The 16,637-nt window shown below is 33.4% G+C and carries 10 protein-coding genes and 1 riboswitch; of the genes, 9 read left to right on the forward strand and 1 reads right to left on the reverse strand.

Features of this window, described 5'->3' with window-relative positions:
- The first annotated feature begins 4 nt into the window (after window positions 1–4).
- Window positions 5–2,704 (forward strand): TonB-dependent receptor, encoded by a 2,700-nt coding sequence (locus GCU34_RS12285; protein ID WP_072781623.1) that lies wholly within the window; start codon window positions 5–7, stop codon window positions 2,702–2,704.
- Between the two features lie 28 nt (window positions 2,705–2,732).
- On the opposite strand, the gene metK is transcribed toward GCU34_RS12285, so the two are convergent.
- Window positions 2,733–3,983: a methionine adenosyltransferase gene (gene metK / locus GCU34_RS12290; RefSeq protein ID WP_072781621.1), complete on the reverse strand. Its 1,251-nt coding sequence runs from the start codon at window positions 3,981–3,983 to the stop codon at window positions 2,733–2,735.
- Between the two features lie 512 nt (window positions 3,984–4,495).
- Between metK and epsC the strand changes: the two genes are divergently transcribed.
- From epsC to metH, 8 genes are all read left to right on the forward strand, one after another.
- Complete coding sequence (gene epsC, locus GCU34_RS12295) at window positions 4,496–5,314, forward strand: serine O-acetyltransferase EpsC (RefSeq protein WP_072781618.1); 819 nt, start codon at window positions 4,496–4,498, stop codon at window positions 5,312–5,314.
- A gap of 25 nt (window positions 5,315–5,339) precedes the next feature.
- Complete coding sequence (gene cysK / locus GCU34_RS12300; protein ID WP_072781616.1) at window positions 5,340–6,251, forward strand: cysteine synthase A; 912 nt, start codon at window positions 5,340–5,342, stop codon at window positions 6,249–6,251.
- Window positions 6,252–6,660: 409 nt separating this feature from the next.
- Window positions 6,661–7,953, forward strand: a complete 1,293-nt coding sequence (locus GCU34_RS12305) for an O-acetylhomoserine aminocarboxypropyltransferase/cysteine synthase family protein (protein ID WP_072781614.1) — start codon at window positions 6,661–6,663, stop codon at window positions 7,951–7,953.
- A 66-nt stretch (window positions 7,954–8,019) separates the two neighbouring features.
- Window positions 8,020–8,985: an alpha/beta fold hydrolase gene (locus GCU34_RS12310; RefSeq protein ID WP_072781611.1), complete on the forward strand. Its 966-nt coding sequence runs from the start codon at window positions 8,020–8,022 to the stop codon at window positions 8,983–8,985.
- Window positions 8,986–8,993: 8 nt separating this feature from the next.
- Window positions 8,994–11,405, forward strand: a complete 2,412-nt coding sequence (gene thrA, locus GCU34_RS12315) for a bifunctional aspartate kinase/homoserine dehydrogenase I (RefSeq protein ID WP_072781608.1) — start codon at window positions 8,994–8,996, stop codon at window positions 11,403–11,405.
- A gap of 8 nt (window positions 11,406–11,413) precedes the next feature.
- Window positions 11,414–12,595: a trans-sulfuration enzyme family protein gene (locus GCU34_RS12320; protein ID WP_072781606.1), complete on the forward strand. Its 1,182-nt coding sequence runs from the start codon at window positions 11,414–11,416 to the stop codon at window positions 12,593–12,595.
- A 142-nt stretch (window positions 12,596–12,737) separates the two neighbouring features.
- Window positions 12,738–12,843, forward strand: a riboswitch (SAM riboswitch).
- A gap of 80 nt (window positions 12,844–12,923) precedes the next feature.
- On the forward strand, window positions 12,924–13,913 hold the full coding sequence (locus tag GCU34_RS12325) for a homocysteine S-methyltransferase family protein (protein WP_072781604.1): 990 nt from the start codon (window positions 12,924–12,926) through the stop codon (window positions 13,911–13,913).
- On the forward strand, window positions 13,913–16,636 hold the full coding sequence (gene metH, locus GCU34_RS12330) for a methionine synthase (protein WP_072781603.1): 2,724 nt from the start codon (window positions 13,913–13,915) through the stop codon (window positions 16,634–16,636). Before GCU34_RS12325 ends, metH begins: the two co-directional genes overlap by 1 nt.
- The last annotated feature ends 1 nt before the right edge of the window (window position 16,637 follow it).

Below are 16,637 nucleotides of genomic sequence, written 5' to 3' on the forward strand. Positions count from 1 at the left end.
GTATATGAAAAAAATTCTATTTCTATTGACAATGGTATTAAGTTGTAATGCTTTTGCTCAAAATATAAAGTTCGAGGGTTTTGTTAAAGATTCATTAGGGAATGGATTAGATATGGCGAATGTAATGGCTGTAAATAATCAAACAAAAGCTATGGATTCTTATGCTATTACAAATGAAAAAGGAAAGTACTTTTTAACCTTAAAAGCAAATACACCTTACACTATTAAAGCGAGTTATATCGGTTTTTCTTCTTACGAGAAAAACGTTACTACAAGTTCTCAAAATATGACTTATGATATAAGTATGAGTCAGGGTGTGCAGTTAAAAGATGTTGAAGTTGTGTATGAAATGCCTGTAACAATTTCTGGAGATACTATTGTGTATAATTCCGATTCTTTTACAAATGGAACTGAACGTAAACTGGAAGATGTATTAAAAAAGCTTCCGGGAGTTGAGGTTAATAAAGACGGAGAAATTCAAGTTGAAGGGAAAACAGTTCAAAAAGTAATGGTCGAAGGAAAAGATTTTTTTGATGGCGATACTAAAATTGCTACAAAAAACATTCCTGCAGATGCATTAGACAAAATTCAAGTACTTCGTAATTACAATGAAGTTTCTAATTTAAAAGGTTTGGAGAATAATTCTAATGAAAATATAGCTATTAATATCAAATTAAAGGAAGGTAAAAAGAATTTTTGGTTTGGAGATATTAGCGCTGGTATTGGAGTTGGACACGAAGAAGATCGATATATTGTAAATCCTAAGTTGTTTTATTATAGTCCAAAATACAGTATAAATGTAATTGGAAATATTAATAATATTGGCGAACTTCCTTTAACCATGCGCGATTATTTTAAATTCACAGGAGGATTTAAAAACATGATGCAAAAAGGAGGTTCTGCTTTTAATGTTTCTTCAAATGATTTAGGGATTTTAGGATTACGAAACGATCAAGCAGCTAATATTGATACAAAATTTGGTGCGGCTAATTTTAGTTATAATCCTTCAAAATCTTGGACATTAAGCGGTTTCGGGATTTTCTTGGGAAATAAAACAAATATTGTAACTAATAGTGTTAACGATTTGCCAGAAGGTGCTTCAACAAATGATAAAGAAACACGAAACGAAGTATCGGAACAACAAAGTAATTTAGGGATTTTTAAACTAAGTTCGAGTTATGTTCCTTCTACAAAAGTTCATTTTGATTATGATGTTTTTTCTAAATTTTCTAATCAAAAAGAAGACCAACAAGTTATTTCTTCAGAAATTGGAGAAATCTATACAAACAAAGAACAAAAACCGTTTAGCATCAATCAGAACTTAAATTATTATTATACGCTAAACGATAAAAATGTTTTTGCTTTTGAAACCCAACATTTATTTCAACAAGAAGACCCGTTTTATAATGCAAATTTAGAAACACTTCCTTTTGCACTTTCGGGTTATGATACTACTCAAAATAGAGATGATATTTCTCAAAACCGTTTTGTAAAAACCAATAAGTTAGACGCTAAATTCGATTATTATTACATGCTAACACCAAAGAGTAATATTAATCTAACTTTAGGAAATACCTATTCGTATCAAAATTTTGATTCTTCTATCTTTCAAATTCTCGATAATGGAAATGTCAATAATCTAGATGATGAGGCAAATACAAATAATGTAGATTATAGTTTTAACGATGTTTTTTTAGGATTGCATTATAAGTTTTTAATAGGAGAATTTACATTTAATCCAGGTGTAAGTTTGCATCATTATAATACTAAGGATTCACAATTAGGAACAGATCATACTACAAATTTTAATAGAATATTGCCTGATGTTTTTGCGCAATGGCAAATAAAAAAATCGGAAACATTAACCTATAACTTTTCCCTAACTAATAATTTTACCGATATAGTTAAACTTTCTGAAGGTTATGTGTTTTCAAATTACAATAGTTTATTTAGCGGGAATAGATATTTAGAAAATTCACTTTCACAAGTACATAGCCTAAGATATTTTAAATATAATATGTTTAATTTCGAAAATATATTTGCGGCTTTAAATTACACAAAACAAGTAGATGCGGTTAAAAACAAGGCTTTGTTAACAAGTATTAATCAAGTTTCAACCGCAGTAAATATGAATTCTAATTTTGCTGATGAAACTTTTACCGCAGCAGGAAACTACGGAAGATCATTTAAAAAATATTACAAAGCTTCAGCAGGTTTAAGTTTAAATTGGAGTAAGTTTAATAACATTCGTGTTTTCCCAACTGAAGAAGTGGTGCAAACAACTGAATCGTTTACTCAAAATTATAATGTTAGTTTTTCTACAAATTATAAAAAGCTTCCTAATTTAAGTTTAAAATATGGTTTTACTATTAACGATAACTCAAGTGACGTTTTCTATACCGATAATCCCTCGGTCGAATTAGAATATTACTTTTTAGATGCTTTTTCTTTTGTTTCAGAATACAGTTATTATCATAATAGAAATAAAGGTAAAACTATCGATTCTGAATACGATTTCTTATCGGCTAGTGTAATGTATCAAAAGAAAAATAGTAAATGGGAATGGAAATTATCCGGAACCAATTTGCTAGAAACAAAAGGATTAAATTCTAATAGTTTCAATCAATTAGGCGGAACTAGTAGTTTTTCTAGTTATGTGGTCCAACCAAGATATATTATTCTAAGTTTAAAATATAATTTATAAAAAAAAGGAGCTTTAAAAGCTCCTTTTTTTATGTATGAAATACTTCTTTAATTTTATCTACAAAGTCTAATTTTTCCCAAGTAAATAATTCAACTTCTGTTGTAACAGTTTCTCCGCTTGGCGAAGTAAAAGTTTTGGATACAATTTCAGGAGTTCTTCCCATGTGTCCGTAAGCAGCTGTTTCACTATAAATTGGATTACGTAGTTTTAAACGTTGTTCAATGAAATAAGGTCTCATGTCAAAAATTTCGGCAACCTTTTTAGCAATTTCACCGTCGTTTAAAGCCACTTTTGCAGTTCCATAAGTGTTAACATAGATGTTTGTCGGTTCTGCGACACCAATAGCGTAAGAAACCTGAACTAAAACTTCATCAGCAACACCTGCAGCAACTAAGTTTTTAGCAATATGACGAGTTGCGTAAGCAGCAGAACGGTCTACTTTACTTGGATCTTTACCAGAAAAAGCACCACCACCATGAGCTCCTTTTCCGCCGTAAGTATCAACGATAATTTTTCTTCCAGTTAAACCAGTATCTCCATGTGGTCCGCCAATTACGAATTTCCCGGTTGGATTAATGTGATATTTAATATCGCTATTGAACAAATGTGCATATTGCTCATTTTTAGCAATAACTCTAGGAATCAAAATTTCAATTATATCTTTTTTGATTTTAGCTAACATCGTTGGTTCGTCAGCAAACTCATCATGTTGTGTAGAAACCACAATGGCATCTATACGAACCGGTTTGTTATCATCAGAATATTCTAAAGTAACTTGCGCTTTAGCATCGGGTCTTAAATAAGTAATAGCTGAATTTTCTCTTCGTAAAGCAGCTAATTCTTGTAAAAGTTGGTGAGATAATTTCAAGGCAAGTGGCATGTATTCTTCAGTTTCGCTAGTTGCATAACCAAACATCATTCCTTGGTCACCAGCACCTTGTTCTTCTTTACTAGCTCTGTCAACACCTTGATTAATATCTTGAGATTGTTCGTGAATAGCAGATAGAACACCACATGAGTTAGCTTCAAACATGTATTCGCTTTTCGTGTAACCAATTTTCTTGATTACATCTCTAGCAATTTGTTGAACATCTAAATAAGTTTTTGATTTAACTTCACCAGCTAAAATAACTTGACCAGTAGTAACTAGAGTTTCACAAGCTACTTTTGACTCTGCGTCAAAGGCTAAAAAGTTATCAATTAATGCATCTGAAATTTGATCCGCAATTTTATCCGGATGTCCTTCACTAACAGATTCTGACGTAAATAAATAAGCCATAATAATTTAATTTATTAGATAAGTGAGGGAAAATTTATTGCAGGAAAAAGCTAAAAGGAGTAATTGTACTGCTTTAGCATTTTTTTATGAGGTTGCAATCAGTTCAAATTTTTCCTCTAATTAGGCTACAAAGTTATGAAATGGAAATGAAATCCAAATATTTTTTTGAAAAAATTATGATTTATGTTCCTGTTAATGCTTTAGAGTGATAATATGAATTAGATTCATTTTCTGTGAGTTGCTTAAATAGCTTTAAAATTTCTATTAAATTAGGAAGGTTATGGTTTAATTGTGAAAATTTTGTTATAAGTTTTGATGTTTAAAGTAATTAAACTAATTTTACAATACAAAATGAAGAAAAAATGAGATTTACTTGTTGTAGCGCGTGTACTTGTATGGGGAAAACATCCGCAGAGGAACGCTATTGCATTTAGTTAAACAAACTTTATATATGAAAGCCTCTGTGAAAATCCACAGAGGCTTTTTTATTTTCAATCCTATTCGAAAAACAAATGAAAAATAAACTAAAAGAATTATTTGATTTCAAACAGCAACAACAGCTTTTTTTGTTTGATAAGTTCAAAGCAGAAATTTGGAGCGAAGAACTTTTTAAATGGTTGTTTTTAGCAGGTGAAGAAAGTTGTCGCTTTGATTTGTTTGAAGAAAAAGTAACCGAGTTGAAAAGTGAACTAACTATTTTTTTGAAGCAATTAAAAGTTGAAAAAGCTTCAGAAGTTACAGCTTCATTTTTTGAAGAATTACCAACTATTCACAAGCTTTTGCTGGCTGATTTAGATGCTATATTGGAGTTTGATCCGGCAGCAAAATCACGTAGTGAAGTGTTGATGTCTTATCCTGGTTTTTTTACCATAGTAGTTCATAGAATAGCCTACTTTTTTTGGAACAAAGAAGTGCCGGTTTTTCCAAGAGTTCTTTCAGAATATGCACATTCTAAAACAGGAATAGATATTCATCCGGCGGCTAAAATTGGAGAGCGCTTTTTTATCGATCATGGAACGGGAGTAGTAATTGGCGAAACCGCAGAAATAGGAAACGATGTAAAAATTTATCAGGGAGTTACGCTTGGAGCTTTAAGTGTAAGCAAAGACAAAGCCGAGCAAAAAAGACATCCGACTATTGAAGATGGTGTGATTATTTATGCGAATGCAACCATTTTAGGAGGGAAAACAATCGTAGGAAAAGGTTCCGTAATTGGCGGAAATGTTTGGTTAACCGAAAGTGTTCCTTCTCAAACTTTGGTTTTTCATAAAAGTGAAGTCATTGTGAAAGATAAAATCGATACCAGTAAAATAATCGATTTCAGTATATAATTGTAGAATAATAAAACCAATAAATATGAAAGCAAATAATATTTTAGAAACTATCGGGAATACACCAGTAGTTAAATTGAACAAATTGTTTGGTGCTAATAAAAATGTATTCATCAAACTAGAAAGAACAAATCCTGGAAATAGTATTAAAGACAGAATTGCTTTGGCAATGATTGAAGATGCTGAAGCTAAAGGTTTATTGAAACCGGACAGCGTTATTGTTGAGCCTACTTCTGGTAATACGGGAATCGGACTGGCTTTAGTAGCTGCGGTGAAAGGATATAAAGTGATTTTAGTCATGCCAGAATCCATGAGTGTGGAACGAAGAAAATTGATGGAAATTTATGGAGCCGAATTTGATTTAACACCACGTGAAAAAGGAATGAAAGGTGCTATTGAACGCGCTGCCGAATTGGTAAAAGAAATTCCAAATGCATGGTCGCCTTCTCAATTTGATAATCCTGCCAATGTGGAAGTGCACCAACGAACAACTGCTCAAGAAATTTTAGCCGATTTTCCTGAAGGTGTAGATTACCTAATTACAGGCGTTGGAACAGGTGGACACATTACAGGTGTGGCTTCGGTTTTAAAAGAAAAATTTCCGAATGTAAAAGTAATCGCTGTAGAACCAGAAGCTTCGCCGGTGTTGAGTGGTGGTGAACCGGGACCGCATCCATTACAAGGAATTGGAGCTGGATTTTTTCCTAAAGTGTACAGACCTGAATTAATTGATGAAGTAATCACTGTGGGTAAAGACGAAGCGTTTGATTATGCTAGAAATATCGCCAAAGAAGAAGGAATTTTAGTCGGAATTTCAACAGGAGCTTCTTTAGCGGCAGTGTCTAAAAAAATCGAAAGCCTTCCGGATGATGCAGTCGTTTTAACATTCAACTACGACACGGGAGAGCGTTACCTTTCAATTGAAGGATTGTTTTAAAGAGAAGTTCTCTTTTAATAGAATAATAATTTATTTAAACTAAACCTAAACGGTTTTAAAAACTATATTTTAGTTCAAAATAAGTAAAATTTAGAAAAAACAACTATTTATTTTTTTAAATAGAAAATAGTTCTAAATTTGCCTTGTAAAAAAACGAAAAAATGAAATTAACTATGTGCAATATGTGTATGATGATGTGGAACAATCCGCAGAGGAACACTATGGCATAAAGTAACTATTTTTCAAAAAACTATAATCCATAAAACCTCTGCTTTTGCAGAGGTTTTTTTATAATTAAAACTCATAAAAATGAAAGTGTATTTGCCGAGGCGATGTTGCCGAATGTGTTGCCTAGACTAGACTCTAGGAGAATAAAATCAATAATACATTCATTAAAAAATAAAAAATTATGAGCACACAAAAATTTGCAACAAACGCCCTTCACGCAGGTTATGACGTGAAACAAAATAGAGGAACAAGAGCTATTCCAATTTATCAAACTACATCGTATGTTTTTAACGATGCAGATCATGCCGCTAATTTATTTGGTTTAGCAGAACCCGGTTATATTTATACAAGATTAAACAATCCAACGAATGATGTTTTGGAACAACGTTTAGCAGCACTAGAAGGAGGAATTGGAGCGGTGGTAACTGCATCGGGAGCTTCGGCTATTTCTACCACTTTACTAACTTTACTAAAAACGGGCGATCATATTGTGGCTTCCAATAGTTTATATGGCGGAACCTATAATTTACTGAATGTTACATTGCCAAGACTAGGAATTACGACCACTTTTGTAGATCCTTCGGATGCTAAAAACTTTACCGATGCGGCTCAAGACAATACCAGAGCATTTTTCGCAGAAACTTTAGGAAATCCAAAATTAGATATAATCGATCTAGAAACTATTGCTAGCGAAGCAAAAGCATTCAAAGTTCCATTTATAGTAGACAATACGGTACCTTCTCCTTATTTGTTAAACCCAATTCAGTTTGGAGCAGATATCGTCATTCATTCGTTGACCAAATATATTGGTGGAAACGGAACTTCATTAGGTGGTGTAATTATCGATGCCGGAAATTTTGACTGGAGCAGTGGAAAATTCCCCGAATTTACGGAGCCATCAGCAGGTTACCACGGATTAAAATATTATGAAGCGTTAGGAGCGGCTTCGTTTATAGCGAAAGCAAGAATTGAAGGATTACGTGATTTAGGAGCGGCATTAAGTCCGTTTAATGCATTCCAAATTTTACAAAGCTTAGAAACTTTGGAAATCCGAATCAAAAAACATAGTGAAAATGCTTTGGCTTTAGCAAAATGGTTAAGCGAACAAGACGAAGTAGCTTGGGTAAATTATCCAGGATTAAAATCGAGTAAATATTACGATTTGGCGCAACAGTATTTACCAAAAGGGCAATCAGGAATTGTAACCTTCGGTCTAAAAGGTGGATTTGATGCAGCTAAAAAAGTGGCTAATGAAACGCAATTATTTTCTTTATTAGCGAATATTGGGGATACCAAATCGTTAATCATTCACCCAGCGAGTACAACTCACCAACAATTGACAGAAGAACAGCAAAAAACTACTGGCGTGACACAAGATTTAATTCGTTTGTCAGTTGGTTTAGAAGATATAGAAGATTTAAAATCCGATTTACAAGCGGTTTTTGAAAAACTTGCCGTAAATACAACAGTTTAGATTTTTGTTTGTTTGAAGACTGCCGATAGAAAACCTACCTAAAGGCAGTCTTTTTTAAAAAGTAAGATGAGTTATATTCAAAAAATAGTGTTCGAGGATTTCCAATTGCAAAATGGAGTGTTGCAATCAAAGGTTATTCTTTCTTATCAATTGTTCGGGCAGTCTATTGGAACAGCGCCTTTAGTTTTGGTAAATCATGCGTTAACAGGCAATTCGCAAGTTATTGGAGAAAATGGTTGGTGGGAATCTTTAATTGGAGAACAAAAGACAATTAATACAAATAAGTATACAGTTTTAGTTTTCAACATTCCAGGAAATGGTTATCAAGATGAAAATAATCTAATTGAAAACTATCAAGATTTTACCACTTATGATATTGCTAATTTATTTTGGAAAGGAATCGATTCGTTTAAAGTGAATCAAGTTTTTGCAGTCATTGGCGGAAGTTTAGGTGGAGCAATTGCGTGGGAAATGGCAGCGATTCGACCAAAAGCGATTGCGAATTTAATTCCGGTAGCAACAAATTGGAAAGCTTCTGATTGGTTGATTGGAAATGTGTTAATTCAAGATTTGATTCTGAATAATTCCAAAAATCCAATTCACGATGCACGAATTCACGCCATGTTATTGTACCGAACACCTGAATCATTGCAAGATAAATTCAATACAAAATTGCAAAGTGCAGAAGGATTATTTCAAGTAGAAAGTTGGTTGTTGCATCACGGAGAAAAATTGCAAAACAGATTTCAACTTTCGGCATACAAACTGATGAATCATTTGTTGAAAACTACCGATATTTTTAGAAATCGCAACCAATCTGAAGTTATAAAAAACATTACGTCAAACATTCATTTAGTAAGCGTTGATAACGATTATTTTTTTACGGCAAACGAAATCAAAACTGCTTTTCAGGAAATCAAAAACTACAAAAACAATGCATTTTATCACGAAATCAAATCTATTCACGGGCACGATGCTTTCTTGATAGAATTTGAACAACTAAACAACATACTTAAACCTATATTCAATTAAAATTCACGATGAAAATATTAAAATTTGGCGGAAAATCATTAGCAAACGGAGAAGGATTGCAAAAGGTAATTCAAACGATTGCTCAAAAATATTTCAATAACGAACCTATCGCGGTTGTGGTTTCTGCAAGAGGAAATGCAACTGACGAATTGGTAATATTACTAAAGAAAGCGCAAGCTAAAATTGAGTTTCAAAACGATTTTGAACAATTTAAAAAATACCAATTAGAAGGTTTAAAAGAAAATATCTTTGAAGAAGAATTTACAGTAATTCAAAAGTTATTAGAAGGTGTTTCGCTTTTAGGAGATTATAGCGATAAAATTAAAGATCAAGTTATTGCTTATGGCGAAATTTTATCAGCAAAATATGTCGCTTATGTTTTAAATGAAAACAGTATTAAAGCACAATTTGTCGATTCACGCCAATTAATTAAAACCGATGCAAATTTTGGAAATGCACAACCAATAGAAGCTACTTCAAAGCAAAATGTATTGGAATATTTCGTTAAAAATGGTGATAAAGTAAATATTATTACAGGTTTTATCGGTTCAACTGTGCTTAACGAAACAACAACTTTAGGCAGAAATGGTAGTAATTATACGGCTTCTTTAATTGCTAATTATCTAAATGCAGAAGAGTTTCAAAATTATACGCATGTTGATGGGATTTTTACTGCTAATCCTGATTTGGTAGCAGATGCTAAGAAAATAGAGCGTTTGTCTTTTAACGAAGCAAATGAGTTAGCGAATTTTGGGGCACAAATTTTACATGCCAAAACCATTATTCCTTTGGTGGAAAAGAATATTCCGTTACGTATTTTAAACACGTTTAATCCTGAAAATAACGGAACATTAATTACTTCAGAACAAACTAACGAAGGAATTAAATCGCTTTCAGTTTTAACAAATGTATCGCTAATCAATTTAGAAGGAAGAGGTTTGCTAGGGAAAACTGGAGTTGATGCTCGAATTTTCAGTGTAATGGCAGAAAACGATATTAGTGTAAGTATTATTTCTCAAGGTTCTTCAGAAAGAGGAATTGGTTTAGTGGTAAGTTCTGATAAGGCTTCAAAAGCTTTAGTAGGATTAGAAAAAGAATTTGAAAATGATTTCTATACAAAAGATGTAAACAAAATTACGGTTAACGATAATATTGCAGTTATTTCAATCATTGGGCAAGATTTAACGAATTTCCACAAACCTTATACGGCTTTAATCCGAAATAAAATCACACCTATTTTATTAAACAATACGGTTACGGGTAGAAATATCAGTTTGGTAATCAGTAAAGAGGAATTCAAACGCGCATTAAACGTAATTCATGGTGAAGTTTTTGGTGTGGCAAAAAAAATCAACATTGCTATTTTTGGACATGGAACTGTTGGTGGAACTTTAATTAACCAAATTTTAGAATCAGCAAAAAATATCGAAAAACGAAAAGGAATTAAACTGAATGTGTTTGCGATTGCAAATTCTAAAGAAGTATTGTTGAATAAATTTGGAATAGGCGAAAACTGGAAAGCGGTATTAGAAGATAAAGGTCAAGAATATAAAGTAGAAGATATTATTGCTTACGCGAAAGAACATCATTTAGAAAATTTAATCGCAATTGATAATACGGCAAGTGCTACTTTTATAGAGAATTACATTGCTTTGGCAGAAAATAGTTTCGATTTAATTTCGTCTAATAAAGTAGCCAATACTGTAAGTTATGATTTCTATAAAAAACTTCGAAAAGTATTAGCTGAAAATCAAAAGGAATATTTGTATGAAACTAATGTTGGTGCAGGTTTGCCATTGATTGATACGATTAAATTACTGCATTTATCAGGTGAAAATATAACCAAAATCAAAGGTGTTTTCTCTGGAACATTGAGTTATTTGTTTAATAATTTTTCAGTTCAAGACAAGAAATTCAGCGAAGTTTTAAAAGAAGCAATCGATAATGGATTTACAGAACCCGATCCAAGAGAAGATTTAAACGGAAATGACGTTGGTAGAAAGTTATTAATCTTGGCTCGCGAATTGGATTTGCAAAATGAGTTTGACGAAATTAAAATTCAAAACTTAATTCCAGAAGCTTTACGCGAAGGAAGTGCTGCAAGTTTCTTAGATAAATTAACTGAATTAGACGGAATTTATGATGAAATAAAAGCTTCAAAAAAATCGGATGAAGTATTGCGTTATATCGGTGAATTATCGGGCGATTTACAACAAGATAAAGGAAATTTAGAAGTAAAATTAGTTTCCGTTTCAGTAAGTTCAGCTTTAGGTTCGCTTAAAGGTTCCGATTCTATTTTCGAAATTTATACAGAATCTTACGGAGAACAGCCTATCGTTATTCAAGGAGCTGGAGCTGGAGCTTCGGTAACAGCAAGAGGCGTTTTTGGTGATATTTTAAGACTTTCCGAAAAAAAATAAACAAACAAATGAGCACACAAAACAAACTAGGATTAGAAACACAAATTATTCGCACGCAAGTGGAACGAACAGAATTTCAAGAGCATTCCGTTCCGTTGTACTTAACGTCAAGCTTTATATTTGAAGACGCAGAAGATATGCGTGCTTCATTCGCCGAAGATAAGGAACGAAATTTATACAGTCGCTTTTCAAATCCAAATACTTCTGAATTTGTAGAGAAAATCTGTATCATGGAAGGAGCAGAAGATGGTTTTGCTTTTGCAACTGGTATGGCAGCAGTTTACGGAACATTAGCAACGTTGTTGAATGCGGGTGATCACATTGTTTCTGTAGGAAGTGTTTTTGGTTCAACGCATACGTTGTTTACCAAATATTTTCCAAAATGGAATATTCAAACTACATATTTCGATGTAAATCATCCGGAAGAAATTGAGTCTAAAATTCAAGAGAATACTAAAATTCTTTACGTAGAATCTCCAACTAACCCGGCGGTGGATATTTTGGATTTAGAATATTTAGGCAAAATTGCTAAAAAGCATAAGTTGATTTTTGTAGTCGATAACTGTTTCGCAACACCTTATTTGCAAAATCCAATACAATTTGGTGCTGATTTAGTAATTCATTCTGCTACGAAATTGATTGATGGTCAAGGTCGAGTTTTAGGTGGAGTAACCGTTGGGCGTTCTGATTTAATTCGTGAAATTTATTTATTTTCTCGTAATACCGGACCCGCTTTGTCGCCTTTTAATGCTTGGGTGTTGTCAAAAAGTTTAGAAAACTTGCCAGTTCGTATCGAAAAACATTGCGAAAATGCTTTAAAAGTGGCCGAGTTTTTAGAAAATCATCCGAATGTCGCTTCTGTGAAATATCCATTTTTGAAATCGCATCCACAATATGAAGTAGCAAAACGACAAATGAAATTAGGTGGAAATATTGTGGCTTTTGAAATCAAAGGAGGAATCGAGGCAGGAAGACAATTTTTAGATAAAATCAAGTTGTGTTCGTTGTCAGCTAATTTAGGAGATACGCGTTCTATTGTTACGCATCCAGCTTCAACAACGCATAGCAAGTTAACAGAAGAAGAACGTTTAGCGGTTAGTATTACTGATGGTTTAGTCCGAATTTCTGTTGGATTAGAGACGGTTAGAGATGTAATTGCTGATTTGGATCAGGCTTTAAATCAGGTTTAGTACATTTTGGTTGTAAAAAGTTTAATTTTTTAAGTTGATGTAGAAATATATTCTAATAAAATGAGTTTGTATTTGTTTTTTTAGAATATGTTTCGAAAATAAAATAATAGTATTACTTTTGCAGTGTTCATAGGTATAATGTTTGTTATCACGAAAGCTGGAGGGAATAGACCCTGCGAAAGCTTAGCAACCCTACACTTGTAGAAGGTGCTACATTCTATTTCGATTTTATCGGAAAAAGATAACGTTAGAATTTCTTTCTGGTTTTCTGCGATAACAAATTGAAAATAATGGTAGAGCTAGTATAGTTCTTAAGGAAGAAAGAAAAATGTCAAAAATTCAAGAAGAAATTAAAAATAGAATTCTCGTACTCGATGGAGCTATGGGAACGATGTTGCAACGATATAAGTTTGAAGAAGAAGATTTTAGAGGCGAACGCTTTAAAGATTTTCCGCATCCTCTTAAAGGGAATAACGATTTGTTGTCACTTACGCAACCCGAAGCGGTAAAAGAAGTACATCGTTTGTATTTTCAGGCTGGTGCTGATATTGTAGAAACCAATACTTTTTCAGGAACGACTATAGGAATGGCGGATTACCATATGGAAGATTTAGTTTACGAATTGAATTTTCAATCGGCAAAAATCGCTCGTGAAGTTGCGGATGAATTTACCGATAAACCAAGATTTGTAGCAGGTTCTATCGGACCAACAAACAGAACGGCTTCAATGTCACCAGATGTTAATGACCCAGGATTTCGTGCGGTGACTTTTGATGATTTAAAAGTTGCTTACAGACAACAAGTAGAAGCTTTAATTGATGGTGGATGTGATTTACTTTTAGTAGAAACCATTTTCGATACATTAAATGCTAAAGCGGCTTTGTTTGCTATCGAAGAAGTAAAAGAAGAACGCAATTTAGATATTCCGGTTATGGTTTCAGGAACAATTACAGATGCTTCTGGAAGAACTTTATCTGGTCAAACGGTAGAAGCATTTTTGATTTCTATTTCGCATATTCCTTTATTGAGTGTTGGGTTCAATTGTGCCCTTGGAGCTGATCAGTTAAAACCTTATTTAAAAGAGCTTGCTCATAATACACAATTGAATATTTCGGCACATCCAAATGCAGGACTACCAAATGCTTTTGGACAATATGACCAAACTCCTGAAGAAATGCAGGAATTAATCCGTGAGTATTTACAAGAAAATTTAATTAATATCATTGGAGGTTGCTGCGGTACAACTCCAGATCATATTAAATTAATAGCACAAGTTGCAAAAGAATTTAAGCCTAGAACAGTTGAAGTAGTAGCATAATGACAGAGGTAGATTGTAATAAATATTTAAAATTATCAGGTTTAGAACCTTTGATCGTAACTCCAGAAACTAATTTTGTTAATGTTGGAGAACGTACTAATGTTACAGGTTCTAGAAAATTTCTTCGATTAATTAAAGAAGAAAAATACGATGAAGCGCTCGATATTGCGCGTGCTCAAGTTGAAGGTGGTGCGCAAATTATCGACGTAAACATGGATGAAGGAATGTTAGATGGAGTTTACGCTATGACTAAATTCCTAAATCTAATTGCTGCCGAACCTGATATTGCTCGTGTTCCGGTAATGATTGATAGTTCTAAATGGGAAATTATCGAGGCTGGTTTAAAAGTCATTCAAGGAAAAGGAGTAGTAAATTCTATTTCTTTAAAAGAAGGTGAGGAGACTTTTATTCATCATGCTAAATTAATCAAACGATATGGAGCCGCTGTAATCGTTATGGCTTTCGACGAAAATGGTCAAGCAGACACTTATGAAAGACGTATTGAAATTTGTAAACGTTCATATGATATTTTAGTAGAAAAAGTAGATTTTCCTGCTGAAGATATCATTTTTGATCCCAATATTTTTCCAGTCGCAACGGGAATGGAAGAGCACAAACTAAATGCTTTAGATTTCTTCCGAGCAACCAAATGGATTCGCGAAAATCTTCCGTATGCGCATGTTTCGGGCGGAGTTAGTAATGTGTCTTTTTCTTTCCGAGGCAACGATAAAGTGCGTGAAGCCATGCATTCGGCATTCTTATATCATGCTATTCAACACGGAATGACAATGGGAATTGTGAATCCTGAAATGTTAGAAGTGTATGATGAAATTGATCCTATTTTATTAGAACATGTTGAAGATGTTTTATTAAATAGAAGAGAAGATGCTACAGAGCGTTTACTAGATTTAGCCGAAAGTTTCAAAGGTGATGTGAAATCGAATGAAAAAGCTATTGCCGGCTCGAGCGAAGCGAACAGGCGTAAGCAATGGCGAAATGGTTCGGTTCAAGAGCGATTGACGCATTCATTAGTAAAAGGAATCGACGAGTTTATTGAAATCGATATCGAAGAAGCACGTTTGTTGGCTTCAAAACCAATTGAAGTTATTGAAATCAATTTAATGGCAGGAATGAATGTGGTTGGAGATTTGTTTGGAAGCGGAAAAATGTTCTTGCCACAAGTAGTAAAATCAGCTCGTGTAATGAAAAAAGCGGTTGCTTATTTGCTTCCTTATATTGAAGCTTCAAAAGATGATGCTACTTCTTCAAGTGCTGGGAAAGTATTGATGGCAACGGTAAAAGGCGATGTTCATGATATTGGTAAAAACATTGTTTCAGTAGTTTTAGCTTGTAATAATTTCGAAATTATCGATTTGGGAGTTATGGTTCCGCCAGAAAAAATCATAGAAACGGCTGTAAAAGAAAATGTTGATATTATTGGTTTAAGCGGATTGATTACGCCTTCATTAGATGAAATGGTGTATTTGGCTAAAGAAATGGATAAGCTGAACATCAAAATCCCTGTTATGATTGGTGGTGCGACAACTTCGCGTGCGCATACAGCAGTAAAAATTGCACCAGAATATAAAGAAACAGTTGTTCACGTAAATGATGCTTCTCGTGCGGTTACAGTTGCAACTAATCTATTACAACCAGATACTAAGACAAATTATGCTAAAGGACTTCGTGAAGAATATGATACACTTCGTGAAGGATATTTGAATAGAAGTCGCGAGAAAAATTTCTTATCAATTGAAGAAGCTCGTAAAAATAAATTTAAAATAGATTGGAATGCGAATCAGCCTGTGAAACCAAATTTTGTTGGTACTAAAACAGTTGAGGTTGCACTTTCTGAATTGGTAGATTTTATCGATTGGACACCATTTTTTCAGTCATGGGAATTGTATGGGAAATTTCCAGCGATTTTAACAGATGAGGTTGTTGGAGAACAAGCTACTTCTTTATTTGCTGATGCTCAAAAAATGTTAGAGCAAATTATTGACGAAAAATGGTTTGAAGCAAAAGGTGTTTTAGGAATTTTTCCTGCTAATACGGTGAACGACGATGACATAGAGGTAGTTTGTCAGACTGAGCTTGTCGAAGTCAAACAAACTATAAACTTTTTAACGCTTCGTCAACAATCGCAAAAAACGGTTGGAGCTCCAAATATCGCTTTGGCAGATTTTATTGCTCCAAAAGAAATTGGTAAACAAGATTATATTGGGTGTTTCTGTGTGTCAACAGGTTTTGGAGTTGATGAAAAAGCTTTAGAATTTGAAAAACAATTAGACGATTACAATTCTATTTTAGTAAAAGCTTTAGGAGACAGATTAGCAGAGGCTTTTGCGGAATATTTACACTTGAAAGTTCGTAAAGAAATTTGGGGTTACGCTTCGGATGAGATTTTATCAAATGACGAATTAATCAAAGAACAATACAAAGGAATTCGTCCAGCACCAGGTTATCCTGCTTGTCCTGACCATTTAGAAAAACCAACGATTTGGAAATTATTAAATGTTGAACAAGAAATAGGAGTAAAGTTAACCGAAAGTATGGCGATGTGGCCAGCAGCTTCGGTTTCAGGTTATTATTTCGCCAATCCACAAAGCAAATATTTTGGATTAGGAAAAATAAAAAAAGATCAATTAGAAGATTACGCCAAAAGAAGAAATATTAGTATTGAGAAAGCCGAAAAATGGCTGTCACCAAATTTAGCAGATTAAA

The organism is Flavobacterium haoranii (assembly GCF_009363055.1).
In the GTDB taxonomy this organism is placed as follows: domain Bacteria; phylum Bacteroidota; class Bacteroidia; order Flavobacteriales; family Flavobacteriaceae; genus Flavobacterium; species Flavobacterium haoranii.

Bases quoted from the DNA above. Each gene is read 5' to 3' on its own strand.
- metK (WP_072781621.1), bottom strand. From the start codon at position 3,983: ATGGCTTATTTATTTACGTCAGAATCTGTTAGTGAAGGACATCCGGAT.
- GCU34_RS12325 (WP_072781604.1), top strand. From the start codon at position 12,924: ATGTCAAAAATTCAAGAAGAAATTAAAAATAGAATTCTCGTACTCGAT.
- GCU34_RS12320 (WP_072781606.1), top strand. From the start codon at position 11,414: ATGAGCACACAAAACAAACTAGGATTAGAAACACAAATTATTCGCACG.
- cysK (WP_072781616.1), top strand. From the start codon at position 5,340: ATGAAAGCAAATAATATTTTAGAAACTATCGGGAATACACCAGTAGTT.
- thrA (WP_072781608.1), top strand. From the start codon at position 8,994: ATGAAAATATTAAAATTTGGCGGAAAATCATTAGCAAACGGAGAAGGA.
- GCU34_RS12285 (WP_072781623.1), top strand. From the start codon at position 5: ATGAAAAAAATTCTATTTCTATTGACAATGGTATTAAGTTGTAATGCT.
- GCU34_RS12310 (WP_072781611.1), top strand. From the start codon at position 8,020: ATGAGTTATATTCAAAAAATAGTGTTCGAGGATTTCCAATTGCAAAAT.
- epsC (WP_072781618.1), top strand. From the start codon at position 4,496: ATGAAAAATAAACTAAAAGAATTATTTGATTTCAAACAGCAACAACAG.
- metH (WP_072781603.1), top strand. From the start codon at position 13,913: ATGACAGAGGTAGATTGTAATAAATATTTAAAATTATCAGGTTTAGAA.
- GCU34_RS12305 (WP_072781614.1), top strand. From the start codon at position 6,661: ATGAGCACACAAAAATTTGCAACAAACGCCCTTCACGCAGGTTATGAC.